Origin of the sequence: Nostoc sp., assembly GCF_036917755.1 — a bacterium.
Taxonomy (GTDB): Bacteria; Cyanobacteriota; Cyanobacteriia; order Cyanobacteriales; family Nostocaceae; genus Nostoc.
In genome coordinates, this window is record NZ_JBALFC010000141.1 from 22,667 (window position 1) to 48,322 (window position 25,656).

Below are 25,656 nucleotides of genomic sequence, written 5' to 3' on the forward strand. Positions count from 1 at the left end.
ACTGGCTTTTGATTATTTATAGCAATCTCATTTGATTTATGAAAAGATCGGCGTGGGGAAAATGATGGGGAATTTGCGATGCTCTAAGTTAACCAGATAGACTGAATATAATATCTTTGAAAATATACCTTCCTGGGAATCAGAAGCAAAATGATATCACCGAATTTACTAGAAATTGAGCGATTAGTCCGTGCCTTGTCTGTGGAAGAACAACTTTGGCTGCTAGAAAGTATTGCTCGACAAATCCGAGAAAGTGAGTATACAAAAGATAAATTGGCTGATGCCAAAAATCCCGAAGAACAACTCGAAGTGATGGTTAGTGAGCCAAAGATTCCAACAGAAATTGCTGCTATAAAAAATGATGAATTTGCGATTTCTGAAATCCTCTGAAATCTAAAAATTATGAGATTGCCAGACTTAAAAAGTCAAATATACAATTTATCAGTGAGCGATCGCTTAGAATTCCTGACTGCGATCGCCCATTCACTACAAAACTATCTTACACCCACTCGGATCGTAAAGGTGCAGCGCATATTGAGAAACACTAACATCATTCTAGATGATGTTTTAGAAGAGAACCATTTATACTAAAATTTGATAATCTAAAACACATCTCATTTGCATATCAAAATTTTATCAAAGCTCTTGTGGGGCGGGCAAGATGCCCAACCTAATTATGCAAAGAACATGTAGGACAGATGATCAGTTATTTGGCTTACTACAATAGATGAAAAAAGAAAAACCTTGGTTTGCATTTTCCGAAAAACCAACACTGTTCATCAATTCCAGCTTGCTGAATTTTTTGGTTTTTAAACTATAGGTCATTGGAGAAATAGCTAACTTTTTTTTTATAATAAAACCAGCTTTTTGAATCTTTGCAACCAATTCATCAGGTGTATATTCAATCTTATGTTCAGGATGTATAAATCCTCTACGTACCAAAAGCTTTGTAAGCTGGCGATTTGGGGTATCTAGACAAAATGAACCACCTGGCTTGATGACTCTAAAGACTTCTTGAATTACTTTTTCGGCTTCTTCTTCTGTTATATGCTCAATGCTTTGTCCTGACCACACAAGGTCAACTGCATGTTCTGGAAAATTAGATAAATCTGCCATTGAGCGATAGATATAATTAATTTTTGTGAGATTATCTGGAGTTATGAATTGCTGGGGATGTTCCTCAAGCGATCCCAAAATCAGATTATTCTGCATACAGCTAATTTAAAATTTTCAATAATAATTAATATTTCGTGACAAAATTGGTTGATTTGATTGTACATAGTTGTTAAGCAATAAGTACCATAGATAACTCCGATGTGATCTTTATAGATTGACTTTTGTTTCATATATCTTTACGTTTTCAGCACATTATGGTAATGCAATAGTGTAAATACGCTCCTGTGATGTTGCTGATTGATAGGGAAACGGGATAATCTCGGAAAAACAAATATCTTGGGTGCTCATTACATTGTTTGAAGTTATGTAGCCTTTTGATTACGGCCTATCAACCACTGCGGTAAACTGTGCGTTGATTATGATTCTTTCGCAGAGAAGAACACTCGAAAGGAGCGGTTTTTTCAATGTCTCATACCGTAAAAATCTACGATACCTGCATTGGCTGCACCCAATGCGTCCGCGCTTGCCCTACTGATGTACTGGAGATGGTTCCTTGGGATGGCTGCAAAGCTGCTCAAATTGCCTCTTCACCCCGTACAGAAGACTGCGTGGGCTGTAAGCGCTGCGAAACCGCTTGTCCCACCGACTTTTTGAGCATCCGGGTTTACCTGGGCGCTGAAACAACTCGCAGTATGGGTCTGGCTTACTAAAAAGCTCAGTGCTGAGTAACTGAACTTCTGATCGCGATGCGGGTCTACTGCCAACTGTTCTTTCCAGAACGGTTGCCTTGTCTCCTTTGGACGTAGGGGAGAGGCGCAAGCCTTTGCGCCTCTCGGCAGTGATATAGACCATCAAAAAAAGTCTCCGCACCCTGTGGGATCTTGCTACAGAGTTCTTGCTGAGTCCTGAGTTCTGAGGCAAAAGAAGTAAATCAAAAAAACAATTTCTTGATTCTTCACTCGGAACTCAGAACTCAGAACTCAAGAATTTTAACAAAACAGAATTCATGAGGAGCCAGTGCGGTCTTGAGGTTTCCCCCGCCGTAGGATGCGCGTTCGCAAAGCGGACGCACCAGAAGCGCTGTAGTGGAGCAACTGGCGTTCAATCGCCAGAATTCAATTCTGAATTTTGTGTAACTGCTGTAAGCGTTGCGGTAGCGAGTCAGATGCTCATACCCCGACTCAAAAGCCAGCTACGCGTAGCGTCTTTGACAGAAGAAGGGCAGATGAATAAATGGGTTTAAGTCCCACATTATATTGATTCTGAATTCTGAATTCTGGCTTCTGAACTCTTCTTTAAAGTTTCTTAATAGAAAGCATATTTAGCAATACCTAGTGGTAGAGGGAGTAATTTACTCCCTTTTTTCTTTGCAAAACGTCGAGTTTGTGCTAAAAACTATACTGGATTTAATCATCCTCAAAAAAAGCGGTGTGAACAATGTGCGGAATCGTTGGATATATAGGCACTCAAGCGGCGACAGACATTTTATTGGCTGGGCTGGAAAAACTAGAGTACAGGGGCTACGATTCGGCTGGAATCGCCACTATTTGGGAAGGTGAGGTTAATTGTGTGCGGGCAAAGGGCAAACTGCATAACCTGCGTTCTAAACTGGAACAAATAAAAACCCCTGGCCAAATTGGTATTGGTCACACACGCTGGGCAACTCATGGTAAACCAGAAGAATACAACGCCCATCCCCACATGGATACGGCAAAGCGAGTGGCGGTGGTGCAAAATGGCATTATCGAAAACTACCGCGAGTTGCGCGAGGAACTCAAAGGAAAAGGACACGAATTTCGTTCTGAAACCGATACCGAAGTAATTCCCCATCTCATAGCCGAATTTTTAAAGAATCTTCCCCCCTCATCTTCCTCATCTCCCTCATCTACCTTCCTAGAGGCAATTCGCCAAACCGTTAACCACTTGCGCGGGGCATTTGCGATCGCAGTTATTTCTGCTGACTACCCCGATGAATTGATTGTTGTCCGCCAACAAGCACCCTTAGTAATTGGTTTTGGGCAAGGGGAGTTATTTTGTGCATCTGACACGCCAGCGATCGCTTCCTACACCCGTGCGGTGCTACCTCTGGAAAATGGCGAAATTGCCCGCCTCACACCTTTGGGGGTTGAAATTTACAATTTTGCTGGCGACAGGTTGAAAAAACAACCCCGGCTACTCAACTTCAATCCTGCAATGGTTGAAAAGCAGGGATTCAAACACTTCATGCTCAAAGAAATCCATGAGCAACCAGGGGTAGTAAGAGCTAGTTTAGAAGCATACTTTAATCCAGCCGAATCTACCGAATCGCCAATCAATCTTGGTTTACCTGCGGATTTCTACAACGATTTAGAGCAAATTCAGATTGTCGCCTGTGGTACCAGTTGGCACGCAGCATTAATCGGAAAATATTTAATCGAACAACTAGCAGGAATTTCAACTCAGGTACATTACGCTTCTGAGTATCGCTATGCACCATCACCCCTGACGGCTAACACGTTGATCATTGGCGTTACCCAATCAGGTGAAACTGCTGATACCTTAGCAGCTTTGGCGATGGAAAAAGAACGTCGCCAGGGGAAAGAACCCAAATATCAAGCGCGACTACTCGGCATTACTAATCGCCCCGAAAGCAGCCTCGGTCATCTGGTATCGCATATCATTAGTACCTTAGCAGGAATTGAAATTGGGGTAGCGGCGACGAAAACTTTTACTGCTCAACTGATGGCGTTTTATGCTTTGGCATTGGATTTAGCAGCTCGTCGTCAGACAGTTTCAAAAGATATTTTAGAGAAAATTATTAACGGGTTGTGGCAGATTCCCAAAGAAATTGAGGCAACTTTGGAGACTCAGGAACGTTTAACTGAACAGCTAGCCCACGAATTCGCCGAAACCCAAGATTTTATTTTTGTGGGAAGGGGAATTAACTTCCCTATTGCTTTAGAAGGGGCATTGAAATTAAAAGAAATCAGCTATATTCACGCCGAAGGGTATCCGGCGGGAGAGATGAAACATGGCCCGATCGCTCTATTAGATGCGAAAGTACCAGTAGTTGCGATCGCAATTCCTGGTAGTGTTTACGAAAAAGTTATTTCAAATGCCCAAGAAGCCAAAGCCAGAGATTCGCGGTTAATTGGCGTGACTCCCGTCAACGATGGCGAAGCTGCGGAAATGTTTAACGATCTTCTTCCTGTCTCTCATGTAGACGAGTTACTTTCTCCTCTCCTCACAGTAGTTCCTTTACAATTGTTGGCTTATCATATTGCCGCCCGTCGCGGTTTGGATGTCGATCAACCAAGAAATTTAGCTAAGTCTGTAACGGTAGAATAGTCTATTGATAGAGGTAGTAGCGTTTAAGCGCTACTACAAGCCAATGTGCAATTCCTCATGAATTTTTGAGGACTACCTCAAAAAAAACCTTTATTTAAAAGTTGCGCGATGACACAGACAACTACAGAGCGTCTATACTCTTTTGAAGAATATCTCGCTTATGACGATGGTACTGATAACCGTTATGAACTGGTGGATGGGAAACTAGAAAGCATGAATCCACCAACTTTTAGACATTTACTGCTCGCTAAATTCATTGTCATTAAGAAAAGTAAATTGGTTTTGAGAGGTTAGGCGATCGCTCCATGCTACCGCTTATAGGTAAAGTGAAATAAAGTGCGATCGCCACTGAGTTTTTTTTGTGAATTATTTATCACGAATGCTAAAACAGGTTGCAACTATTAGTTAATTATTCAGAAACTCCCCAAAAGCTGATAGCGTCAAACAAAGGAGAATATCGTTGTGGACGTTACAGCTTGAAAACGCGCTCTAATTATTGGCTACTAGTGCCTTATATCCGACTCCAGTGGCAAACGATCGCTAAGGGAGTTGTTGGTATCTTGGGATACGTACTTGCGACATTAGTGTTGATCAATCTCGCCGGGAAATTGGCAACTCCCTTTGCCCAAGGTAATGTAGTAGCGATCGCTCAAATCACTGGCAGCTGTGCCTTAGTCTTTCTTGTCAGAGGCTTGTTTCAGTCTATACAAGATATGTACATGGCGAAAGCTGCTTTGAGAGTTGCTTTTCATCTCCGCCAGCAAGTCTACGCCCATCTGCAAAAGCTAAATCTCAGCTATTTTGAAACGGCAAAAGCAGGTGATTTATCTTACCGCCTCACCGAAGATGTTGACCGTGTTGGCGAAGTAGTAAATAAAGGATTTCACGACTTTATCCCCTGCATTTTGCAGTTGGTAGCAATTCCGATTTACATGATTTACCTGAATTGGCAACTGACACTAGCAACGGTGATTGTTGCGCCACTGATGGGTATTTTAGTCGGCTGGTTTGGTGAACGGTTACGCAAGTATTCCTTAAAAAGTCAAAATCGCGTGTCAGGTTTATCAGCCATCCTCGCGGAAGTTTTCAACGGTATTCGTTTGGTACAGGCTTTTGCTGCCGAAAATTACGAAATCGCCCGCTTTGGACATGAAGCAGAACGCAGTCTCAAAGCAAAATACTCAGCCGAACGCCTGAAAGCGATTCAAATTCCGATCATCGGATTTCTAGAAGCCTTAAGTGCGTTATCGTTACTGATTGTGGGAGCGTGGCAAATTTCCCAAGGTAACTTGACAGTGGCGAATTTTTTCAGTTATCTGGCGGCGGCGGCGCTGTTAATTGATCCCATTGGTCATACTACTAACAACTACAACGAATTTAAGCAGGGTGAAGCATCTGTTGACCGCGTTTTTGAATTGATGGCAATTCAGCCAACGGTGACCGAAAAGGCAAATGCGATCGCTCTACCCCCAGTCAAAGGCAAAGTAGAATATCGTCATATTTCCTTTGCTTATAAACCAGGTGAACCTGTATTAAAAGATATCAGCTTATTGGTATTACCAGGTGAAGCGATCGCTCTTGTGGGTGCTTCTGGTGCTGGTAAAACCACATTTGTGAATCTTCTACCCCGTTTTTACGATCCCGAAGTTGGGCAAATCTTCATTGACGGTGTTGATATTCGGGATGTCAAACTGCATAGTCTGCGGCGACAAATTGGGATTGTTCCTCAAGAAACCATCATGTTTTCGGGGACAATTGCCCAAAATATCGCTTTTGGACAAGATGTTTTTGAGATGAAAGCAGTTAAAGAGGCGGCGAAAATTGCTAATGCCCATCAGTTTATTAGCCAACTGCCAGAGGGTTATCAGACTTGGGTGGGCGAACGTGGGGTAAACTTATCTGGTGGACAGAGACAAAGAATTGCGATCGCTCGTGCTGTTCTGCTCAATCCCCAAATCTTAATTCTCGATGAGGCGACATCAGCATTAGATTCGGAGTCAGAAGCACTGGTACAGGAAGCGCTGGAAAGATTGATGGAGAAACGGACAGTATTTATTATTGCTCACCGTTTATCGACAGTTAGGAGGTGCGATCGTATTTTAGTTATCGAACAGGGACAAATTGTCGAATCGGGAACCCATGAAGAATTATTAGCCCTAGAGCGTCGCTATGCGCGGTCTTATGCCCAGCAATTTAGTTAGTCAAAATGCTCATTAGCTTATTACCCACATCCGACAATCCCCGCTTCGTTGCTATCCCGCCTCGGAATAGAATTCCAAGGCTAATAGCTAAAGTCCTCTAAAGCGGACTGAGTAGATGATTCTAGTCCACTTGAGTGGACTTAGGCTATCAGCCTGGAACTTCAGTTCCGGGCGGGATGTCTGTAAGCACGACTATTTCACTTTGACTACTTCCTAGACTGAATTGCCTTGATTAACTCATAAAAAGGTTGCCAATTATCTTCCTGAGCAATTGGTTCCCAAATCGATTCAATCACAGGTCTTAATAATGCCGTTTTGGGATTATGAACAGCTAGAGTTTGGGCAATTACATCGGTGCGATCGCTATCAAAATCATTCAAAATTTTATGGTACAATATGCACCAATCATCAAAAATTGCTGACGCACCCGGTACTGGTACAATCTCTGAACTATTCATCACAAAACCTGGTTCATCTCGCCATTTAGATGAAAAAGTGCGAGCCATCTCATAAAAGAATTGGTGATAACCAACTTGGCTTACTTTCAAAAATTCAATCGTTAGATTCAAGAGTTCTTGGGCTTCTGGATGTGGCAACTCCACAAAACCCAACTTTTTCAACATCAAAGAACTGTATTCAGCTTGATAATATTCATCAAACCTCGCTAAACCAGCTTCCATTTCGCCTTTATTAATAATCGCCTTCAAAGCTTCCTGGAGCATTTCTAAATTCAACTGGCAAATACTTGGTTGATGACTGTAACAGTAGCGTCCAGAATAGTCAAAATATGCAGCTATAAAGTAGGGGTCATAAGTAGTGATAAATCCATAAGGCCCATAATCAAAACTCTCTCCCGTAATCGACATATTGTCAGTATTCAGAACTCCATGACAAAAGCCAGCCGCCATCCACTGCGCCACTAGTTCTGCAACCCGTTTAACTAATTGGGCGTAAAACAGGGCATATTTATTTTGTTCAGCACTTAAGTCTCGATAATACTGCTCAATTACGTGGTCTAACAGCTTCTTAGTTAAATCTGGACGCTGAAAATAGTGCAGTCGCTCAAAAGTGCCAAATCGAATATGAGAACTGCTCATCCTCACCATCACAGACGAACGGGTAGGCGAAGGTTCATCGCCCCGCCAGAGGGGTAAACCTGTTTCAATCATGCTCAGACAGCGCGAAGTACGTACACCCAAGTAGTGCAGTGCTTCCGCAGCCAGAACTTCCCGTACCCCACCTTTGAGCGTCAGCATACCATCGCCACCACGGGAGTAGGGTGTCCTCCCAGAACCTTTTGTGCCAAAATCGTACAATTCGCCATCATTGGCGCGTACTTGCCCGTAGAGAAAGCCTCTACCATCACCCAACTGCCCGTTATATTCACCAAATTGATAGCCGTGGTAACGAAGTGCCAACAAGGGTTTGCGCCCCTGAAATTTGCCAAAAGCTGTGATAAAATCTTCGTCTTTGACTACTTGGGGGTCTAGACCGAAACGGGGCAATAGTTCATCATTACGCCAACGCAGGAGGTGTTGGGGAAATTCTGCTGCTGCAACCTCATCGTAGTAGTCACCGCCTAGAGATTCTAAGGCGCTTTCGTAGTTGAGGGCGAGAAAAGGATTGCTAGAATTCTTGTAGTTTGGAGTTTCAGCCAGAGTCATTACGAGCAAAGCTTAATTCATTCTTCCCTTAATACTACCTCTGGCTTCAGCATCAGCATAGACGCAAAAAGCGACCCATATCTAAAATATGGCAGCGCCACCATCAAAATCTAGAGCGCATAATGAATAAAGTTTTGCAATTAAAGAAAAAGTTGACTCAATTAGCTATTTTAGACGCTACATTTGAGGTTTTTGGCTCAGAATCACACGAATATCAATTTAAACCTTGCTTGAGTAACAAAGATATTCAAGTGTTTGAATCTAGATACAATATTACACTACCAAGTGAATATCGAAACTTTCTCTTAGAAATTGGTAATGGCGGTGCGGGACCAGGATACGGCTTATCTGGTCTGTTGGGAATTGAGCATGAAGATGTCATTCTAGAAAAACTATACCAAGAAAACTACGAAATTCTATCTAAACCATTTCCTTTAACAGAAGCATGGAATGATTTAGATTTGATTGTCAAGAATAATCAGGGTTTTGTTGCCAATAGTGATGCTTACTTTGATGATAAGTTTATCCAGGGTACTCTCACCATTACAAATTATGGTTGTGGAATTTATGCCATGTTAGTCATTACTGGGGAGCAGTCAGGAAAAATCTGGATAGATGACCGTACTAATGATAATGGAATATATCCTGCCTCTTTGAGTTTTTGTCATGCTTTCCATGACACCGACCCTGATGATTTTCATCAAGATAGCGATGAAGAGCAGCCTTTGAGTTTTTATGATTGGTATGAAGACTGGCTCAACCGAAGTTTGGCTCAAATCCGCCAGTCTTCCGAAACTTAACCTTAATTAAATAAAACTGAGTTTTTTATTTTGTAATTGGTTGTGATGTTGGTTGAGTAATTCCTACTGAGTTTGATGTTGCTTGTGATGCCTGTGAAGAGAGAATCTTTTTCACTTGCAAGTTATAAGCTTGCAAAATTGATTGAACTTTTTTCTGTTGATCTTGATTCAGATCCAAAGATGTTAACACTGTTCTGATTCTCTGACGCGATTGCAGTGCTGCTTTAAATTTAGTAGTTTGAGACTGGTTTAATAGAGCCTCAATATCCTTATCTCTTTGCTGGCGAGCTATTTGGATTTGTAGGCGCTGTTGATTTGTGAGTTTGCTTATCTGGTGTGATGCAGAACTAGTTTGAGTTTTTAAGGCTGGTGTAGTGGCGGGATTTGGAACTGGTGCTGCCAAGACGACTCCGTGTAAAATGGTAGCAAAGGCGAAGATAGTAGAAAAGACAGATAAACGCTTTATAGAATTAATGGACATTTTGAAAAACTCCTCAATCATTTAATAAAATTGGACACATCGGCTCAAGTGAACCTTGATAACTGAGCCAAGTAGTGAACAAATATTACTATTGCATTTGCTTGTGGAGTTGTTGTGTATTTATTATGAATTTGCTATGAATTTGTAAATATTCACAACTGATACAACAGAATTCATAATTCAGAAGTAAAGCAGGGTTTATAGCTGTCTCTGAGACTTAGGCTGTGTACTTGACTCTCCTTGAAATCTGCTATATCTCAAATTCATTCAAACTCAGATATTGTATCATTATCAATAGCTGTAGGGTGGTCACTAATCACAAACTAAAAATAAGTATTTGAGCAAAGTTAAGCATTGCCTACCCTCAATAAATTGCCTAAGTTGCGTTAATAAATATAGGAATCATATTTGATTTCTGAAAAAATCTGGGTAGTCTTGTAGTAGCCTGTCGTGGCTTTAATGTTGCAAAAAAATTGTCGGTTGGGGAGCCACTGCGTTGCGCGGGTTTACCGCGTTGTAGCAAGTGGCGTTGGAGGCTTTGCGTAACCCAACATCCTGATATATGTTGGGTTGCGCTCCGCTCCACCCAACCTACGTCTAATGCACTATTTTAGCCTAGAGGGTCCACTAGTACCGCAAGGCGAAATTAAAAATTCAAAATTCAAAATGAATACAGCATAAGCGTTTCATTGATTTGGAATGGGTGGCTTATTTACGCCGTACTGTACTAGGTGCATTTTAAAAATCAAATACTAGTCCTATAGCATGTATAAAAAATTAAATTTAGAAGCAGATGTAGTTGGCAAAGAAAATAAATGTTCTTGAAAATCCTACTCAGCCATTTTTAAAATTTAGGTGCTTGCCAATTAGGATTGATGAGACTTGTCATAATATGATCTTCCCATTGCCCATTAATTAATAAATAGTCTCTAGCATATCCTTCAATGACAAAACCGAGTCTTTTGAGTACATTGCCACTGCGCCGATTGTGAGGCATATAATTAGCCATGATCCGGTGAAAATTTAACTCTTGAAATACATATTGAGTTGCGGTTTTTAGTCCTTCTGTCATATATCCTTTACCTTGTTTCTTTTCAGCAAGGCTATATCCCACATAGCAAAAATGAGCGGCTCCTCGGAAAAAATTACTAAAATTGACCGTTCCAATAATTATATTTGGATTTTTTTTAGTAAAAATAAATAGTTTTAACGATTGCCCATTGATAAATTCCAGAAAATTATTCTCTATCTGATACTGCCAATATTCTTCAGTGAAAAAACCATCAGCCCAAACAGGGTAGAATGGAGTCAGATAAGTTTTGTTATCAGTGAAGTATTTGAGAATTTGGGGTATATCTTCATGGATCGATGCTCGTAATAATAGGCGATCGCTTGTAATTCGTGGCAGTTCTGATATCATAAATTACTTAATTTACGTGATCTCTTCCCAAAACATTCTCGCTAATTTTGTAAATTCTCTCATACCTGCGCTTTGGCAGCAGTCAAGTGAGTATTTTTGCTCTTAATCTGCCATTCAACCAAAATCTTGATAAGCTGATGTTTAATATCTAGAGCGGAAGGATTGAGAGCCAATGGGTGATAAAGCACAGTGCGCGGCATAACTTCGATAAAATCGCTTTGCCCAAATGCTGTACCGCAGGAGATTCAACCAAAATATAGCTCAAGATTTAACCCAGTCTACAAGAAGGATAGTGATGTGGTGGGAATACGCTACGATTGGCAGGAATTAGAGATTCGGGCGATATACAACACGCCATTGCTAGAGCTTATTTATCAAGCTGCTAGCGTGCATCGCCAATATCATGACCCAACAAAAATACAAGTTTGTAAGCTGATATCTATTAAAACGGGAGGCTGTCCAGAAGATTGTAGCTACTGTGCCCAATCTTCCCGCTATAAAACAGAGGTAAAGGCGCAAGCACTCCTAGAAAAGGAAACGGTAGTTAGCATTGCCCAGAAAGCGAAAGAAACTGGTGTTAGTCGCATCTGCATGGGTGCTGCTTGGCGGGAAGTGCGGGATAACTCACAATTTGAGGAAGTCCTGGAAATGGTCAAGGATGTAACCGCAATGGGTTTAGAAGTGTGCTGCACTTTGGGGATGTTGACGGCAAATCAGGCTAGGAAATTGGCGGAAGCGGGACTTTACGCCTACAACCATAACTTAGATACCTCAGAGGAATATTACAGCACAATTATTACCACGCGGACTTATAGCGATCGCTTGAACACGATTGAGAATGTCCGTCAGACAAATGTTACTGTATGTTCCGGCGGTATCCTGGGTTTGGGCGAAACTGTCGATGACCGGGTTGGGATGTTACAAACTCTGGCAAACTTACATCCGCATCCAGAGTCCGTACCGATTAATATTCTCTCACAAGTACCAGGCACACCCTTAGAAAATCAGCCTGATGTTTCCATTTGGGATATTGTGCGGATGATTGCCACAGCTAGGATTTTAATGCCAGCTTCCGATGTGCGTCTTAGTGCTGGTAGGGCTAGACTTTCTCAAGTAGAACAAGCTTTCTGCTTTATGGCAGGAGCCAATTCTATCTTTTCTAGCGACGACAACAAGATGTTGACGGTGACAACTCCCTGTCCAGATTACGATACTGACCGAGAAATGCTGAATTTACTTGGTTTAGGAATGCGTCCACCTTCCCAAAGACAGGAGAAGGTAGCAAGTCCGGTTGTTGTGGCGTAAGTCCTGAGAGTGAAGAAAAAACCTCTGGAGTTCCCAGAGGTTTTGGTTCCTGATTTAGTTTCTACTGGTTACTACAATTTGTCCTCAGTTATTTCCCGATAGTGAAGGAAATTATTTGAACGCCGACAGGACTTACGTACAAGAACCCCAACCCCCTCCCCGCAAGCGAGGCTACAGTGTACACACAAGTATGACCAGCATAGGTTTCAACTCTTCTAGTAGTTTCGTAGTAGCGCGTCTTGGCTAAAATAGTGCATTAGGTGTAGGTTGGGTTTCCTTACGTCAACCCAACCGACAATTTTTTTGCAACATTTGAGTAATGACACGCCAGTAGAGTGCGTTATGTCCACGCCAAAATAACAAATGAGTTCGCCGAAATAACAAATGAGTTCGCCGAAATAACAAATGAGTTCGCCGAAATAACAAATGAGTTCGCCGAAATAACAAATGAGTTCGCCGAAATAACAAATGGGTTCGCCGAAATAACAAATGGGTTCGCCAAAATAACAAATGCGTTGGCGTTCGCGGAGCGTCTCGTAGAGAAGCCGGCCGTAGGCATCGCCATGATTGCAACAATTTAGCTTTGTCACGCCAGCGTAACGCACCCTTCGGGTTCAGCAGTCGCCTGCGGAGGGAAACCCTCCCGCAGCGCTGCTTCACCGCAAATCTTTGGTGGATCAAGTTTTTCCGACTTGTGTGTACACCGTAGGCAAGCGAGGAGGGGACTATGATGTACCTTATATGATTAGGAAACGCTATATCTAGGCGATTAATTCTTCACCTGTGGCTGTGAACCAGGAATCGTTACATCTATGGGTGTCACCTGTGCTGCTAGCTGCGTCAATGGCGGTTGAATGGCGGTTTGATTCCCCACCACTAAAGTCACGATCTTTTCTGGCTTGAGGTATTCTCGTGCTACCCTTTGCACATCGGCGGCTGTGGTGGCGGCGACGGCTTTTTGATAGCGAAATAGAAAATCAGCAGGATAGCCGTAATATTCGTATCGCATCAACCGTGATAAGGTTTGGCTGGGGTCTTGAAAGTTGAATACAAAGGAGTTAAGTGTAGACTCTTTGGCAAAAGCCAGTTCTTTTGCTGTGACTCTTTGAGTTTGCATACGCTTAATTTCAGCTTGTAAGGCTTTGACAAACTGGACAGTAGCATCCGATCGCGTTTGGCCACCAGCGATAAACATTCCAGGATAATCGTAGCGGGGACTCCACCGGCCATAGACAGAGTAAGCTAAACCTTGACGCGATCGCAATTCATTAAATAAGCGTCCACCAAATCCATTTAATACCCCATTCAATACATCCAGCGCCGCATAATCGGGATTGTCGAATCGTCCACCTAAATGGCCGATAAGCACACTACTTTGGGTTAGTTGTGGCTGATTGACAAAAAAGACTCCACCTGTATTAGCTGGCAAAACATTTGGTAATTTGGGTTTAGCAATACTTGGGTTGCGGTTCCAGTCGCCAAACTTCGCTTGAACGAGCGATCGCATTTTCTTCGCATCAAAATCCCCGACAATCCCCAAAATCATATTATTGGGGTGGAAATATTGCCGATAAAACTTGAGCAAATCTTCACGAGAAACCTGATCCACCGTTGCATACTCGATTGTGCGAGCATAGGGGCTATCTTTCCCATAGATCAGTTTCTTAAATTCTCGACTAGCAATCCCATCTGGATTGTCATTGCGACGGGCAATGCCGCCCTTAGCTTGAGTTTTCGCCAAGTCTAGCTTTTCTTGAGCAAATACAGGCGATCGCAGCACTTCAGCAAATAGCCCAAACACCGTTTCTAAATCTTCACTGAGTGCGTCAAAGCTAGCACCACCAGAAGCTTCACCAATATTAGCTTCCACAGATGCCGCCCGTTGTTCCAATATCTCGTTGAGTTCATCAGCCGAATGCTTCTTAGTTCCCCCAGTTCGCATCACCGCGCCCGTAAAACCAGCTAAACCAACTTTTTGTTGTGGTTCCAAGCGATTTCCTGTCCGCACAAACGCCGTCCCATTCACCAACGGTAACTCATGATCCTCCATCAAATAGACAACCAAGCCGTTTTGCAGCACAAACCGCTCATACTTAGGTAACTTGATCTCAGGTAGCGGTGGCAACTGCAACTCCGTGTAATGCTTTGCTTCAGTCGTCGCCGCCAGAGAAAAATTACAAGTTAAAAGTAAACACGTAAAAACAGCAACCAAAGCATAAATCAGCCCCTTTCCATTTTGGATTTTAGATTTTAGATTTTGAATTTTGAACACTATCTGCCTTTTACCCTTCACCTTAAACCTTTGCATATCTTTCTTCCTTCGCGCCCTTTGCGCCCTTCGCGGTTCGTTTCTCTTAAGTTTCTTTCGACAACAACTTACCAATCGTGCGATTCTCAGCCGTAAAAGTCTCCTTAGCCACCCGTTCAATATCAGCCGTAGTCACCGCCGAAATATCATCCAACTGCTTAAACAAATTCCGCCAAGAGCCAGTTTTCACCTCATATTCCAACAATTGTTCAGCCATCCCCATATTTGAATCGAGGGTACGTAACAAACCCGCTCGTGCTTGGGTTTTCACCCGTTGTAAATCAGCCGCCGCTACCGGCTCAGTTTTTAATTTGTCAATTTCTTGGCGCAAAGCCACCGCCAATTCATCAACTGTATGACCAGGAGCCGTGAGAGCATAGAAAAATATCAGGTTTGGGTATTTATCTCCAGGAAATCCACTGTAACCTTGAGCATTGAGCGCCAAACGCTGCTTTTCTACCAAAGACTTATACAGTCGCGACGTGCGTCCATCACTTAATAAACTGCCAATGATTTCATAGACTGCATTATCTGGATGGGTAATTGCGGGACGATGATAACCTTCTAAATACCAGGGTTGAGAAGCTAGCTGTAAAGTAACTTCTCGTGTTTGTTGTTGTGGGGGTTCCACCGGAATTTGTTCAACAGCTTTGGTTTTTGCTTGATAGCGGCCAAAATAAGTTTGTGCCAGTTTTTTCACTTCAGCCGTGTTGACATCTCCGACAATAGCGATCGCTAAATTACTTGGTACGTAGTGAGTATCAAAAAACTTTTGGACATCTTCTGGTGTCAGATTGCGGATATCTTGGTCATAACCAATCACCGGACGCCTGTAGGGATGGACTTTGTAAGCAGTATCAACAAATTTCTCCACCATCAGTCCAATAGGTGAATTCTCTACCCGCATCCGTCGTTCTTCTAAAATTACATCTTTCTCTTTATAAAACTCACGACTAATTACCGGATCGAGAAATCGCTCCGACTCCAGCGACATCCAAAGTTCCAGCTTATTAGCAGGAAAGCTGTAAAAATAACGGGTGGCTTCGTTAGAAGTATTGGCATTTAAACCCACGCCTCCCGCTTGTTCGACAATTTGTCCCAATTCGTTTTGCTTGACTAGCTTACCTGCTTGTGATTCTACTTGCTTAAACTCAGTTTCTAACCGAGCAACCTCATCTTTTTTGCCATCGGTTTTCGCTGTTTTAATTTGAGCATCCAACTGCTCTAAGGTTTCTAATAAAGGTTTTTCTGCTTTGTAGTCTTTTGTACCAATACGTGTCGTGCCTTTAAACGCCAAATGCTCCAGAAAGTGAGCTACACCAGTTTTGCCCTCTACCTCATCCACACCACCGACATCTGCATAGGTAAGAAAAGAAACTACAGGCGCTTGATGTCGTTCCAAGACGATGAATTTTAGACCATTGTCAAGGCGAAATTCCGTTAACTGTTTGATCACTCGATCGAGATAAGGTTGGATCGAGCTTTGAACTGGTGGAGTTGGAGATTCTTGAGGAAGAAGTGCCGTCTGAGTTTCAGCCAGAGCAATTTCTGGCAGCAATCCCCAGCAGAGGATAATCAAAGTTAACAAAGTGACAAACAACCGCCGCAATGTGACAGATACTTGATCTGACCAATCCAAAATCGTTCGACTGACTTGTACTGAGCGTTGTCGAAGTGGCGATCGCGCAGCGTCTCGTAGAGAAGTCGAAGTCCAAAATTTAAAATCCAAAATTGACCGACTGATCTGGTTCATAAGCAAAAATTAAGATAAAGTTACACTACGTAAAAAACAGGATACTTAGCAAAAGAGCGTTAATCTTGTATTAAGTTTTCAGGGTTTTTTCTACTTGAAGTTAGACAATAATGCTACAAATCCTGTTCCAGATATCTCACCATAAATTTTATGCGAATTTTTAATTCTTCCCCGCTTTCAGAGACTCAGACGCGCACCCGGATTTTACAGACCGCACAACGCTTGTTTGCCTCTCAGGGATTTGACGGCACTACCACCCGCGATTTAGCACAAACAGCAGGTGTAGCTGAAGGCACTCTGTTTCGTTATTTTCCCAATAAAAAAGCAATTTTGGTGGAAGTAGCTACTAATGGCTGGGTGGAGATTCTGACAGATTTACTGACAGAATTAAGTGAAATGGGTAGTTATAAAGCTATCGCTCAGGTGATGCGTCGCCGGATGTGGAATTTCCAAAAAAATGCCGATGTGATGCGTGTTTGTTTTATGGAAGTGCAGTTTCACCCCGATTTGCGCGATCGCATTCAATTAGAAGTGATCACCAAAATGACCGATGTCGGCGAAGCGTTCTTTCAAACAGCGATGGATAAAGGCATTTATCGCCAAATGGACGCCAAGCTAGTTGCGAAAGTTTTCTTAGGAATGTTTGCGATCGCAGGTTTTTCTAACAATACTCTCATTGAACCTGACGCTTCCCCCCAAGAAATGCAGCAAATGGCCGAAGGACTCGCTGATATCTTTCTTAATGGAGTCTTAGCCAAAGAGTAGGCATTGGGCATTGGGCATTGGGCATTAGGCATTGGGCATTGGGCATTAGTTATTCTTTCTCCCCCATCTCCCTCATCTCCCCACTCCCCACTCCCCACTCCCTACTCCCCACCCAAAACTATTTTCGCTTGCTGACTCCACTGTTGTACTAACTCAATTGCTGGACACAAATCTCGTCGCTGCATTGTTGCTACCTGCAAACGCATAATTTGTTGGTGTAATCTGTGAGTGGGAGTTTGAACTAACTGTGCTACAGAACCAATACCCGCATGGAGCAATAAACCACAATATTGTGTCCCTACACTGGGAATACGTGCCAAGTCAGCCAAAGCTATCCATTTATTTACATACTGAAGATGAATCTGTAGTTTATTAGCTAACGCTACTCTTTCCTCTAGAGTCTTGCCTTGTTTGATTAGCGCTACTGTGCTATTAATCCCACAATTTTGCAGTTGAGATTGTTCCTCTTGGCTCAATCCAGGTAATTGCTCAATTGGCCAGTCACGAGATTGACTCGGACTTCTACTATTTGTGTGTTTAGCAGACATTTTTGAAATTAAAATATAGGTTTGTTTAAATATTGTGGCAGTTGCTTCTTTGCAAAAGTACACGCTCTTGCAGTTTAGTATTTTAAAGGAGTTTTAGCTTAAGTTGACACGCATAAGCATAGTAGTTACCGCTTGTCCGCCGAGAAAAACGCGATCGCCTCGCATAGCTGACGTTAAAATAACTGTAAAATATCTCAACTTTTGCTAGTCTACAGTGGATTGCAGGAAGTTTATGACCCCAATTCCGAAAAGCGCAGCCCAGTTGTATGAAACAGATTTTGTCGCATGGACAGAAAAAACTGTGCAACTCATTCGTGCTGGAGAATTTGGACAAGTAGACTGGGATGCTGTGATTGAGGAGATTGAAAGCTTGGGACGGTCAGATCGACGAGAGTTGAAAAGCCGCTTGGAGATATTATTACAGCATTTGCTCAAGTGGCATTATCAGTCTAGTTTGCGGAGTGGCTCTTGGCGAAATACAATTGATGAGCAACGCAACCAAATTGCAGATTTGCTGCAAGAGAGTCCCAGCCTCAAGTCCTATCCAGAACAAGTTTTAGCCCAGTGCTACTATCGGGGATTGAAAGCTGCTAGTAATGAAACTGAATTACCAATAGATACGTTTCCAGTGGAATGTCCTTATCTCATTGCCCAAGTTCTTGATGCTGAGTTTTTGCCAGATGCAATTAATTTGTAATATTAGATTTAAGCGTTAATTAACTCGCCTCGCATCACAGTTACCGCTTGTCCGCCCAAAAAGACGCGATCGCCCCCGTCATAATACACTTTTATCACTCCACCTCGACTCGATGCTTGATAAGCCAAAAACTTATTTTTGTGCAAGCGATCGCGCCAGAACGCAGCAAGGCAACAATGGGCAGCCCCAGTCACAGGGTCTTCATCAATACCTACTCCTGGTGCAAAAAAACGAGAGATAAAATCATAATTTGGATCAGACTGCGTAATGCTGGTGACTATAACATCAGAAACAGGCAACGTTTTTAGGAGTTGAAAATTAGGCTGTATTTGCCGCACCAAGTCTTCCGATTCTAATTCCACTAAATAACCTAGTGAATTCTGCAAGACAGATTTGGATGGTACACCCAAAGCAGCATTGAGTTCTGGAGGTGCGATCGTTGCTTGTGAGTGATTCACAGGAAAATCTAACTCAATCCACTCACCTTGCAACTTAGCAATCAACACTCCACTTTTGGTGTAGAAACGCGCAACTTCATCAGGTGATAAATGTCCTTCTGACCAAAGTACATGGGCACTAGCTAAAGTTGCATGACCACAAAGCGGCACTTCCACCGTGGGCGTAAACCAACGCAGATTAAAGCCATCATCCTGTCTAACTAGAAAAGCCGTCTCAGATAAATTCATCTCCTGCGCCACGTTCTGCATCCAGCGTTCGTCTTGGGGAGTAGGCAAAACACAGACAGCAGCAGGATTTCCTGCAAAAGGTGTATTGGTAAAAGCATCAACCTGAGTAATGGTTTGTCCCATTAGAGTCACCTTGAAAGTTAGACATTAATATATATTAGGACTTACGCACGAGTTACGGAATAACGAACCGCAGAGGCGCAGAGTACACGGAGAAATCAGAGTTTCAGAGATATTTTGCGTAAGTCCTATATATATCAAAACAGAATTCTGACTCCTGACTTCTGAATTCTTCTGAAAGCCAGTTTCAATTTCTGAAACCAGCCTGACAAAAGCTTTAGAAAAGGCTAGGTTAACTATTAATCACAAGCCGCACCGCAGCAGCAATGGTAAAAGAATTAGCAATTTGCACCCGTGGATTAACTAAGCAATTTGACCGGCACGTTGCTGTCAATGATGTTGATTTAGAGATTCAGGTGGGGGAAGTATATGGATTGATTGGGCCGAATGGCGCGGGTAAAACAACTCTCATCCGAATGTTGGCGACTGCTGAGGAACCAACTACGGGTGAGATTTATATTAATGGCGATCGCCTACTCCGTGACAAGAGTAACCCCAAACTTAAGCGTCGTCTAGGCTACTTACCCGATGACTACCCGCTATATGAGGATTTGACAGTCTGGGACTACCTAGATTATTTTGCGCGTCTGTATCGTTTGCGAGAACCACGCCGCACTCAACGCCTACATGAAGTTTTAGAACTAATCCAACTTGGTAATAAACGTCACAGTCAAATTTCTACTCTGTCGCGGGGGATGAAACAGCGCTTAAGTTTAGCGCGAACCATTATCCACGAACCGATTTTACTACTACTGGATGAGCCTGTTTCTGGGCTTGATCCCATTGCTAGGATGCAATTTCGTGAAATCATCAAAGCTTTACGAGAAGCTGGGATGACTGTAATCATTTCTTCCCATGTTCTCAGTGATTTAGCGGAACTCTGTACTTCTGTGGGAATTATGGAACTTGGCTTCTTGGTAGAAAGTACTTCCCTACAGCAACTTTACCAAAGTCTTTCACACCAACAAATTGTGTTATCAACTTTGGGGAACCTAGAGACACTTTTGATTGAACTAAAACATCATCCTTTAGTAGAAGAGTGGGAGGTAATACCAGCAAAAAACAGTGTGCGGGTGAATTTTTCGGGCAAAGATGAAGATAGTGCTGAGTTATTGCGATCGCTCATCCAAGCAGGCATTCCCCTGACTGATTTTCACTGCACACAAGAAGACTTAGAAAGTATTTTCCTAAAATTAGGTCACAAACAAGCATCTTGATACGTCAATAAATATCACTCCCCATTTTTGGAGAATTTTTTCTTATGATGTTCAATTTAATAGACAAAATTGGCGATTGGAATCCGCAACTATTCCGGGAACTCAAAGGACGCTTGAAATTTTTTAATGTTGCGATCGCAGTTGCAACATCCTTACTACTGCAACTGGTAGTTTTTTCATATCAGTTACGGGAATTTCCCGATGATACGTTGTGGCAAGAACATTGGGAACATATATTCCTGACTCTGAGTGTAATTTTTGTATTTACACTATTAGTTGCAGGAACTTATTTGCTAATCAACGATTTAGCCAAAGAAGAAACTCGCGGTACGTTGAATTTTATCCGTCTCAGTCCTCAATCAGAAACAAGTATATTGACTGGCAAATTGCTAGGAGTTCCGAGTTTAATTTATCTGAGCATCTTACTAGCAGTTCCTTTACATTTGTGGGCTGGACTTTCTGCCAAAATTGCCTTTAGTTACATTTTGAGTTACTATGCAATTATTGCTGCTAGCTGTATTTTCTTCTACAGTGCTGCACTCTTATTGGGTTTGTTTAGTCGTTCAGCTAGCGGTTTTCAGGCTGGGTTAGGTAGTAGTGTAGTTTTGCTTTTTTTGTTCATAACGATGGTGCTGGCATCGTCTAATAGCAACACTTTAAATAATTCAACTGCTTTCTTTAGACTCTTTAATCCTTGGGATATAACAAATTATCTATTTCCTAACTTATTCAATCTATCCAATGGTTCTCCCCTGACAAACTGGCAGTTTTTCTATTTACCATTAGGGACAAGTGTTGTTAGTGTTGTTGGCTTCCATTTATTAAACTTGGGACTGTGTAGTTACGGTATTTTGCAAGTTGTCAAACGTTACTTCCGTAATCCTCAAGCCTCAATAATTAGCAAGGAACAAAGTTATTTACTAGTAGCATTTTGCCAGTTAATGATGTGGGGATTTACTGTACAAAATGGTCTAAATAATCAAAGATGGGATGAAGGGGTTGGGGGAAATCTCGTTTTGCTGGCAGTGTACAACTTGGTGTTGATTTTAAGTTTAATTGTGGTTCTTTCCCCTCACCGTCAAGATGTACAAGATTGGGCAAGATATCGACATCAGGGAGTTTCTAGCCGCAAAAATTTATGGCAGGATCTAATTTCGGCTGAAAAAAGCCCTGCACTCGTAGCGATCGCAATTAATCTGATAATTGTTACTATCCCCTGGCTAGTTTGGGTTTCACTTACATCTGTTTTTGATGCAAACGATGGCCAAACTTGGCTGAGTAACGATATTGACAGGTTTAAAGTACTTTTAGCTATAGCTTTGTCTATCAGCTTAATGATGATTTACGCTACCATTGCTCAATTGATACTTTTGCTAAAAACTCCCAAGCGTTCTTTCTGGGCAATTGGGACTTTAGGTACAGCAATGTTTCTACCACCGATGATTCTACAATTTCTCGACATCCCCCCATCGGAATATCCTACTGTCTGGTTATTTTCAACTTTTCCTTGGGCAGGTATAGAATACTCTGGGGTGACAACAATTTTTATAGCATTCCTAGCTGAGTTGAGTGTTCTAGCGTTGTTAAACTTCCAGTTGACAAAGCGCGTAAGATTAGCAGGCGAATCTGCTACGAAAGCATTATTAGCACGACGTTAAATTAGAACTCCGACTTCTTTGAGAAGTCGGGGATCTTGCATCGCTACAATTTAATAATTATGTTAAATATCCCTACTCAAGACCAACGCCACACAGCTATTCATTTTTTAGAACAAAGTCCCTCACAGCGTCTGCAAATTCTTAACCAACTGGGCATAGCTCGTTATGAGTTTTTAACTAAAATCCGACTAAATGAAGCAAATATCATCTGTATAATGCGGTTTTTTAAATATCCAAGTCAGCTAAAGTTTCCTAATCTTATAGGAGCAGATTTATCTGGTTTAATTTTAGATGGTGTAAACTTCATTCGAGGAAACTTATCAGAGGCAAATCTACAAGGTAGTAGTTTAGTCAATGCAGACCTCTTATTTGTAAATTTTACGAGCGCTGATTTGAGAAATGCAGATTTACGAGGTGCAACTCTTAACGAGACTATTTGGTTAGGCGCTCTAGTAAGTGAGTGTAAATTTGCTACAGGCGATGGATTGACAAAGCTGCAACGTCAAGATTTACAACTACGCGGGGCTAGATTTAATTCTTCAGAAGATGGTAATTAAAACACAAAAAATTATAAGATTATTAAATTGAAATTGTCCTGGATAAGTTAATGAGTATTAAGTTGCCCCAAAAATTGATGTTGCTGGGTTCAGGAGAACTCGGTAAAGAATTTGCGATCGCAGCTCAACGTCTTGGTAATTATGTGATTGCCATTGACCGCTACGCCAATGCTCCAGCGATGCAAGTTGCTGATGCTTATGAAGTGATTTCTATGCTTAGTGCTGATGATTTAGAAGCTGTAGTGACAAAACATCAGCCAGATATTATTATACCAGAAATTGAAGCAATCAGAACAGAAAAACTTCTGGAATTTGAACAGCGTGGCATTACAGTTATACCAACTGCGGCTGCTACTAACTATACAATGAATCGCGATAGAATTCGGGAACTGGCACATCAAGAATTGGGCATCAGAACGGCTAAATATGGTTATGCAACAACTTTAGAAGAATTGATTGCCATTTCTGATGAAATTGACTTTCCTAATGTTGTTAAACCTGTGATGTCATCCTCTGGTAAAGGTCAGTCTGTAGTACAGGATAAGAGTGAGGTTGAGAAGGCTTGGAATTATGCGATCGCTAATTCTAGAGGTGACAGTCAAAAGGTAATAGTAGAAGAATTTATTAACTTTCAAATTGAGATAACTTTACTCACAATTAAACAGTGGAATGCACCGACAATTTTCTGTTCTCCTATTGGCCATCGTCAAGAACGAGGCGATTATCAAGAATCGTGGCAACCCGCACTAATTTCTGAAGATAAGATATTAAAAGCTCAAGAAATAGCCATAAAAGTTACTGATGCTTTAGGAGGAGCCGGAATTTTTGGCGTTGAGTTTTTCATTACCAAAGATGAAGTGATTTTTTCCGAACTTTCTCCCAGACCCCACGATACGGGAATGGTGACATTAATCTCACAAAATCTCAATGAATTTGAACTACATTTGCGAGCTATTTTAGATTTGCCAATTCCTGATATAGAACAGCTAGGAGCATCAGCTAGTGCGGTAATTTTAGCCTCAGAAAAATCTGATTCTATTGCTTTTAATGGTGTAGCCAATGCTTTGTCAGAAAAAGATGTAGATATTAGATTATTTGGTAAACCTAATGCTCATCCATATCGGCGAATGGGCGTAGCTTTGGCGAAGGGTGATAATGTCCAAGAGGCTAGGGAAAAAGCTACTAGAGCTGCAAGTAAAATCACAATTATCTAATCCAAGTAGGTGCGTTGAATTAAATATAAAACCACTGTAGCTGTAGTTGTTAGCATAACGCACTATTTCAGGCTTTTGGTGCGTTACGGAAGCCGTAATACCATTTCACACAAACCCTGATACATATAGATTTCTCGTAGGGGCACAGCATTGCTGTGCCCCTACCAATTTGTATCATTATTAAAGTAAAACGGTATAATACAGCCTACACCTTCTCTCTGCGCGGGGTTATAAAACCTTAATCTTTCCTTAGTCCGCGGAGGCGGACGAGAGTTTGTGTAGCCGCGTAAAGCCTTCGGCATAGCTTCGCTTAGCGCGTCAGCGTGCCGGACTAAGTTGACACTATCTCGTAGCACTGTTAGGCGAATTAACCGCAGCAACTGGATTCAGCTGATTCAGATAATCGTAAACAAGCTGGGAAACTTGACGGATAAAGTCTCTCCCTCTTGTGTCCTTATAAGGACGGGTGACGAAAATGGCGGCCAAGTAGCGCTTACCATTGGGCATAGTAATAAATCCCGCATCGCCAATGAGAAAGCCAATATCTCCGGTTTTGTTGGCGATGACAGCACCTTTCCCCAAACCTGCGGGAAGCAGTGTGCGAATTGTGGTATGACGCAGAATATCTAAGACTTGCTCCCGACTCTGTGGAGAAACTAGCTTGTTATTCACAACTAAAGCCAGGACCCGCGCCATATCTTCAGAACTTGTGGTGTTCGTTCCTCTCAAGTCAGCTAAAAGATGGCGAATTACTGTGTCTGTCAGTCCCCAAGTACGGAAACGCTGATTTAGTTTCGCCGCTCCACCTAAGCGATCGATAATCATGTTAGTGGCAGTATTATCACTAATGGTAATCATCTTAGTGATGGTTTCCAAAGCGGTGTACTTCTTACCAACTCGCTCATACTGCATAGTTCCAGAACCATTGGTAACTAAGTCACGCCGCATGGTCAGTATTTCCTGAAGGGTGACTTTACCAGCATCTAAATCCTGGAAAAAGGCGATGAGAATTGGTAGTTTGATTGTACTTGCAGCCGGGAAAACGCGATCGCCTCCAATATCCAAATAATCCCCAGTATCCAAATCCAGGAAAAACATTCCTGTTTTCAGAAAACTGTAGCGATTCATCAAGGCTTTAATTTGAGGTTCCAGCGCTTTCATTGGTGAATGCATCGGAACCACACCAGCAAAGAGAGTGCTATGATCACTCACTCTTGGAGAAATACTCGGAGTTATTTCTAGATATTTCGGCTGGGTTGCAGTCAGTGGTAATGGCTTGGGTAACTGCACAGACCAATGATTAGGGGATTCCTCTTGCAGTTTCACCTGTGCTAAATCAAAGGTGTAGGCAGGTGCTAAAGTAACTACCATGCGGGTAGTCTCTGCGTTAAACTGCTGAATGCGAATCTCTTGAATTACTAACCCCACCCTTTGACTAGTCTGTGGATATCCTAATGTAACTCCAGGCAAATCAATTACCAGACGAGTAGGGTTGGTAAGTAGTTGTACTTTAGGTTGAACATTCTTGTCTGTGGTAAAGTCCAGATGATTGCGATTGCTATCAAAATGCCAATTAGCGATGGCTACGCCCGCCGCAGGCATCGCAGCAGCTTTGACAGTGGAGCCAAACAGGAACAAACTTAAGAAGCTGGGTAGAAGCCAACTAAATTTTAAAATGTTTTCTTTGTGTGTGAGGAGCATCGGTGAGCGCTTTGTGTGAGGAAAATTCTTGAGAAACAAAAACCGCTCACCATTAAAACACAATTGATTGAAAAGTTTTATAAATTATGCGTAGGCTATTCCTAATGATCAGCTTGAT

22 protein-coding genes and 1 pseudogene are annotated in these 25,656 nt (G+C 42.1%); 14 read left to right on the top strand and 9 right to left on the bottom strand.

The genetic code is table 11. The features are described 5' to 3' along the window. Positions 1–150: 150 nt before the first annotated feature. Positions 151–390, top strand: coding sequence for a hypothetical protein (locus tag V7L05_RS29355; RefSeq protein ID WP_335169450.1), 240 nt, complete (start codon positions 151–153; stop codon positions 388–390). Positions 391–402: 12 nt separating this feature from the next. After that, complete coding sequence (locus V7L05_RS29360; protein WP_335169451.1) at positions 403–591, top strand: hypothetical protein; 189 nt, start codon at positions 403–405, stop codon at positions 589–591. Between the two features lie 111 nt (positions 592–702). Here V7L05_RS29360 and V7L05_RS29365 read toward each other — a convergent pair whose 3' ends face one another. Next, on the bottom strand, positions 703–1,212 hold the full coding sequence (locus tag V7L05_RS29365; RefSeq protein WP_335169453.1) for a methyltransferase domain-containing protein: 510 nt from the start codon (positions 1,210–1,212) through the stop codon (positions 703–705). 368 nt (positions 1,213–1,580) lie between these two features. Between V7L05_RS29365 and psaC the strand changes: the two genes are divergently transcribed. The 4 genes and pseudogenes from psaC (at position 1,581) to V7L05_RS29385 (ending at position 6,644) form a co-directional block, all read left to right on the top strand. Beyond that, positions 1,581–1,826 carry a photosystem I iron-sulfur center protein PsaC gene (gene psaC / locus V7L05_RS29370; RefSeq protein ID WP_012411495.1) on the top strand — a complete coding sequence of 82 codons (246 nt, stop codon included), beginning with the start codon at positions 1,581–1,583 and terminating at the stop codon, positions 1,824–1,826. A gap of 727 nt (positions 1,827–2,553) precedes the next feature. Beyond that, the gene (gene glmS, locus V7L05_RS29375) at positions 2,554–4,443 is read left to right on the top strand and encodes a glutamine--fructose-6-phosphate transaminase (isomerizing) (protein WP_335169455.1); all 1,890 of its coding nucleotides are present in this window, start codon (positions 2,554–2,556) and stop codon (positions 4,441–4,443) included. A gap of 108 nt (positions 4,444–4,551) precedes the next feature. After that, positions 4,552–4,701, top strand: a pseudogene (locus V7L05_RS29380) (Uma2 family endonuclease); the annotation flags it as partial. Between the two features lie 218 nt (positions 4,702–4,919). Beyond that, positions 4,920–6,644, top strand: coding sequence for an ABC transporter ATP-binding protein (locus tag V7L05_RS29385; RefSeq protein WP_335169570.1), 1,725 nt, complete (start codon positions 4,920–4,922; stop codon positions 6,642–6,644). Positions 6,645–6,850: 206 nt separating this feature from the next. Here V7L05_RS29385 and V7L05_RS29390 read toward each other — a convergent pair whose 3' ends face one another. Next, positions 6,851–8,308 carry a protein adenylyltransferase SelO gene (locus tag V7L05_RS29390; protein WP_335169456.1) on the bottom strand — a complete coding sequence of 486 codons (1,458 nt, stop codon included), beginning with the start codon at positions 8,306–8,308 and terminating at the stop codon, positions 6,851–6,853. A 122-nt stretch (positions 8,309–8,430) separates the two neighbouring features. Between V7L05_RS29390 and V7L05_RS29395 the strand changes: the two genes are divergently transcribed. Continuing rightward, positions 8,431–9,108: an SMI1/KNR4 family protein gene (locus tag V7L05_RS29395; RefSeq protein ID WP_335169458.1), complete on the top strand. Its 678-nt coding sequence runs from the start codon at positions 8,431–8,433 to the stop codon at positions 9,106–9,108. A 25-nt stretch (positions 9,109–9,133) separates the two neighbouring features. Here the strand turns inward: V7L05_RS29395 and V7L05_RS29400 are convergent, their stop codons facing one another. Beyond that, positions 9,134–9,589: a hypothetical protein gene (locus V7L05_RS29400; RefSeq protein WP_335169460.1), complete on the bottom strand. Its 456-nt coding sequence runs from the start codon at positions 9,587–9,589 to the stop codon at positions 9,134–9,136. Between the two features lie 844 nt (positions 9,590–10,433). Then, positions 10,434–11,009: a GNAT family N-acetyltransferase gene (locus V7L05_RS29405; RefSeq protein ID WP_335169462.1), complete on the bottom strand. Its 576-nt coding sequence runs from the start codon at positions 11,007–11,009 to the stop codon at positions 10,434–10,436. 297 nt (positions 11,010–11,306) lie between these two features. Between V7L05_RS29405 and bioB the strand changes: the two genes are divergently transcribed. After that, the gene (gene bioB / locus V7L05_RS29410; protein WP_335169572.1) at positions 11,307–12,314 is read left to right on the top strand and encodes a biotin synthase BioB; all 1,008 of its coding nucleotides are present in this window, start codon (positions 11,307–11,309) and stop codon (positions 12,312–12,314) included. A gap of 769 nt (positions 12,315–13,083) precedes the next feature. Here bioB and V7L05_RS29415 read toward each other — a convergent pair. Further along, complete coding sequence (locus V7L05_RS29415) at positions 13,084–14,622, bottom strand: M16 family metallopeptidase (RefSeq protein ID WP_335169464.1); 1,539 nt, start codon at positions 14,620–14,622, stop codon at positions 13,084–13,086. 46 nt (positions 14,623–14,668) lie between these two features. Continuing rightward, the gene (locus V7L05_RS29420) at positions 14,669–16,375 is read right to left on the bottom strand and encodes a M16 family metallopeptidase (protein ID WP_335169466.1); all 1,707 of its coding nucleotides are present in this window, start codon (positions 16,373–16,375) and stop codon (positions 14,669–14,671) included. Positions 16,376–16,525: 150 nt separating this feature from the next. Between V7L05_RS29420 and V7L05_RS29425 the strand changes: the two genes are divergently transcribed. Continuing rightward, the gene (locus V7L05_RS29425) at positions 16,526–17,140 is read left to right on the top strand and encodes a TetR/AcrR family transcriptional regulator (RefSeq protein ID WP_335169467.1); all 615 of its coding nucleotides are present in this window, start codon (positions 16,526–16,528) and stop codon (positions 17,138–17,140) included. Positions 17,141–17,241: 101 nt separating this feature from the next. Here the strand turns inward: V7L05_RS29425 and V7L05_RS29430 are convergent, their stop codons facing one another. Next, positions 17,242–17,688, bottom strand: a complete 447-nt coding sequence (locus V7L05_RS29430; protein WP_335169469.1) for a DUF4332 domain-containing protein — start codon at positions 17,686–17,688, stop codon at positions 17,242–17,244. A 232-nt stretch (positions 17,689–17,920) separates the two neighbouring features. Here V7L05_RS29430 and V7L05_RS29435 point away from each other — a divergent pair, with 232 nt between their 5' ends. Continuing rightward, positions 17,921–18,385, top strand: coding sequence for a DUF29 domain-containing protein (locus V7L05_RS29435; protein WP_335169470.1), 465 nt, complete (start codon positions 17,921–17,923; stop codon positions 18,383–18,385). A gap of 8 nt (positions 18,386–18,393) precedes the next feature. Here the strand turns inward: V7L05_RS29435 and V7L05_RS29440 are convergent, their stop codons facing one another. Beyond that, entirely contained in the window at positions 18,394–19,194 is an 801-nt protein-coding gene (locus tag V7L05_RS29440) for a PhzF family phenazine biosynthesis protein (RefSeq protein ID WP_335169472.1), read from the bottom strand. Positions 19,195–19,457: 263 nt separating this feature from the next. Between V7L05_RS29440 and V7L05_RS29445 the strand changes: the two genes are divergently transcribed. The 4 genes from V7L05_RS29445 to purT are packed head-to-tail and all read left to right on the top strand — an operon-like array spanning position 19,458 to position 23,837. Continuing rightward, complete coding sequence (locus V7L05_RS29445) at positions 19,458–20,408, top strand: ABC transporter ATP-binding protein (RefSeq protein ID WP_335169473.1); 951 nt, start codon at positions 19,458–19,460, stop codon at positions 20,406–20,408. A gap of 44 nt (positions 20,409–20,452) precedes the next feature. Further along, positions 20,453–22,066 (top strand): ABC transporter permease subunit, encoded by a 1,614-nt coding sequence (locus V7L05_RS29450; protein ID WP_335169475.1) that lies wholly within the window; start codon positions 20,453–20,455, stop codon positions 22,064–22,066. A gap of 59 nt (positions 22,067–22,125) precedes the next feature. Then, the gene (locus tag V7L05_RS29455) at positions 22,126–22,623 is read left to right on the top strand and encodes a pentapeptide repeat-containing protein (RefSeq protein WP_335169477.1); all 498 of its coding nucleotides are present in this window, start codon (positions 22,126–22,128) and stop codon (positions 22,621–22,623) included. 50 nt (positions 22,624–22,673) lie between these two features. Then, the gene (purT, locus tag V7L05_RS29460; protein WP_335169479.1) at positions 22,674–23,837 is read left to right on the top strand and encodes a formate-dependent phosphoribosylglycinamide formyltransferase; all 1,164 of its coding nucleotides are present in this window, start codon (positions 22,674–22,676) and stop codon (positions 23,835–23,837) included. Positions 23,838–24,179: 342 nt separating this feature from the next. Here purT and V7L05_RS29465 read toward each other — a convergent pair whose 3' ends face one another. Continuing rightward, entirely contained in the window at positions 24,180–25,538 is a 1,359-nt protein-coding gene (locus V7L05_RS29465; RefSeq protein WP_335169481.1) for a serine hydrolase, read from the bottom strand. Positions 25,539–25,656: the final 118 nt, after the last annotated feature.

Coding starts and splice junctions, on each gene's coding strand:
- V7L05_RS29445 (WP_335169473.1), top strand. CDS start 19,458: ATGGTAAAAGAATTAGCAATTTGCACCCGTGGATTAACTAAGCAATTT.
- V7L05_RS29420 (WP_335169466.1), bottom strand. CDS start 16,375: ATGAACCAGATCAGTCGGTCAATTTTGGATTTTAAATTTTGGACTTCG.
- V7L05_RS29405 (WP_335169462.1), bottom strand. CDS start 11,009: ATGATATCAGAACTGCCACGAATTACAAGCGATCGCCTATTATTACGA.
- V7L05_RS29440 (WP_335169472.1), bottom strand. CDS start 19,194: ATGGGACAAACCATTACTCAGGTTGATGCTTTTACCAATACACCTTTT.
- V7L05_RS29395 (WP_335169458.1), top strand. CDS start 8,431: ATGAATAAAGTTTTGCAATTAAAGAAAAAGTTGACTCAATTAGCTATT.
- V7L05_RS29425 (WP_335169467.1), top strand. CDS start 16,526: ATGCGAATTTTTAATTCTTCCCCGCTTTCAGAGACTCAGACGCGCACC.
- V7L05_RS29365 (WP_335169453.1), bottom strand. CDS start 1,212: ATGCAGAATAATCTGATTTTGGGATCGCTTGAGGAACATCCCCAGCAA.
- V7L05_RS29435 (WP_335169470.1), top strand. CDS start 17,921: ATGACCCCAATTCCGAAAAGCGCAGCCCAGTTGTATGAAACAGATTTT.
- psaC (WP_012411495.1), top strand. CDS start 1,581: ATGTCTCATACCGTAAAAATCTACGATACCTGCATTGGCTGCACCCAA.
- glmS (WP_335169455.1), top strand. CDS start 2,554: ATGTGCGGAATCGTTGGATATATAGGCACTCAAGCGGCGACAGACATT.
- V7L05_RS29415 (WP_335169464.1), bottom strand. CDS start 14,622: ATGCAAAGGTTTAAGGTGAAGGGTAAAAGGCAGATAGTGTTCAAAATT.
- purT (WP_335169479.1), top strand. CDS start 22,674: ATGAGTATTAAGTTGCCCCAAAAATTGATGTTGCTGGGTTCAGGAGAA.
- V7L05_RS29465 (WP_335169481.1), bottom strand. CDS start 25,538: ATGCTCCTCACACACAAAGAAAACATTTTAAAATTTAGTTGGCTTCTA.
- V7L05_RS29400 (WP_335169460.1), bottom strand. CDS start 9,589: ATGTCCATTAATTCTATAAAGCGTTTATCTGTCTTTTCTACTATCTTC.
- V7L05_RS29390 (WP_335169456.1), bottom strand. CDS start 8,308: ATGACTCTGGCTGAAACTCCAAACTACAAGAATTCTAGCAATCCTTTT.
- V7L05_RS29455 (WP_335169477.1), top strand. CDS start 22,126: ATGTTAAATATCCCTACTCAAGACCAACGCCACACAGCTATTCATTTT.
- V7L05_RS29360 (WP_335169451.1), top strand. CDS start 403: ATGAGATTGCCAGACTTAAAAAGTCAAATATACAATTTATCAGTGAGC.
- V7L05_RS29450 (WP_335169475.1), top strand. CDS start 20,453: ATGATGTTCAATTTAATAGACAAAATTGGCGATTGGAATCCGCAACTA.
- V7L05_RS29430 (WP_335169469.1), bottom strand. CDS start 17,688: ATGTCTGCTAAACACACAAATAGTAGAAGTCCGAGTCAATCTCGTGAC.
- V7L05_RS29355 (WP_335169450.1), top strand. CDS start 151: ATGATATCACCGAATTTACTAGAAATTGAGCGATTAGTCCGTGCCTTG.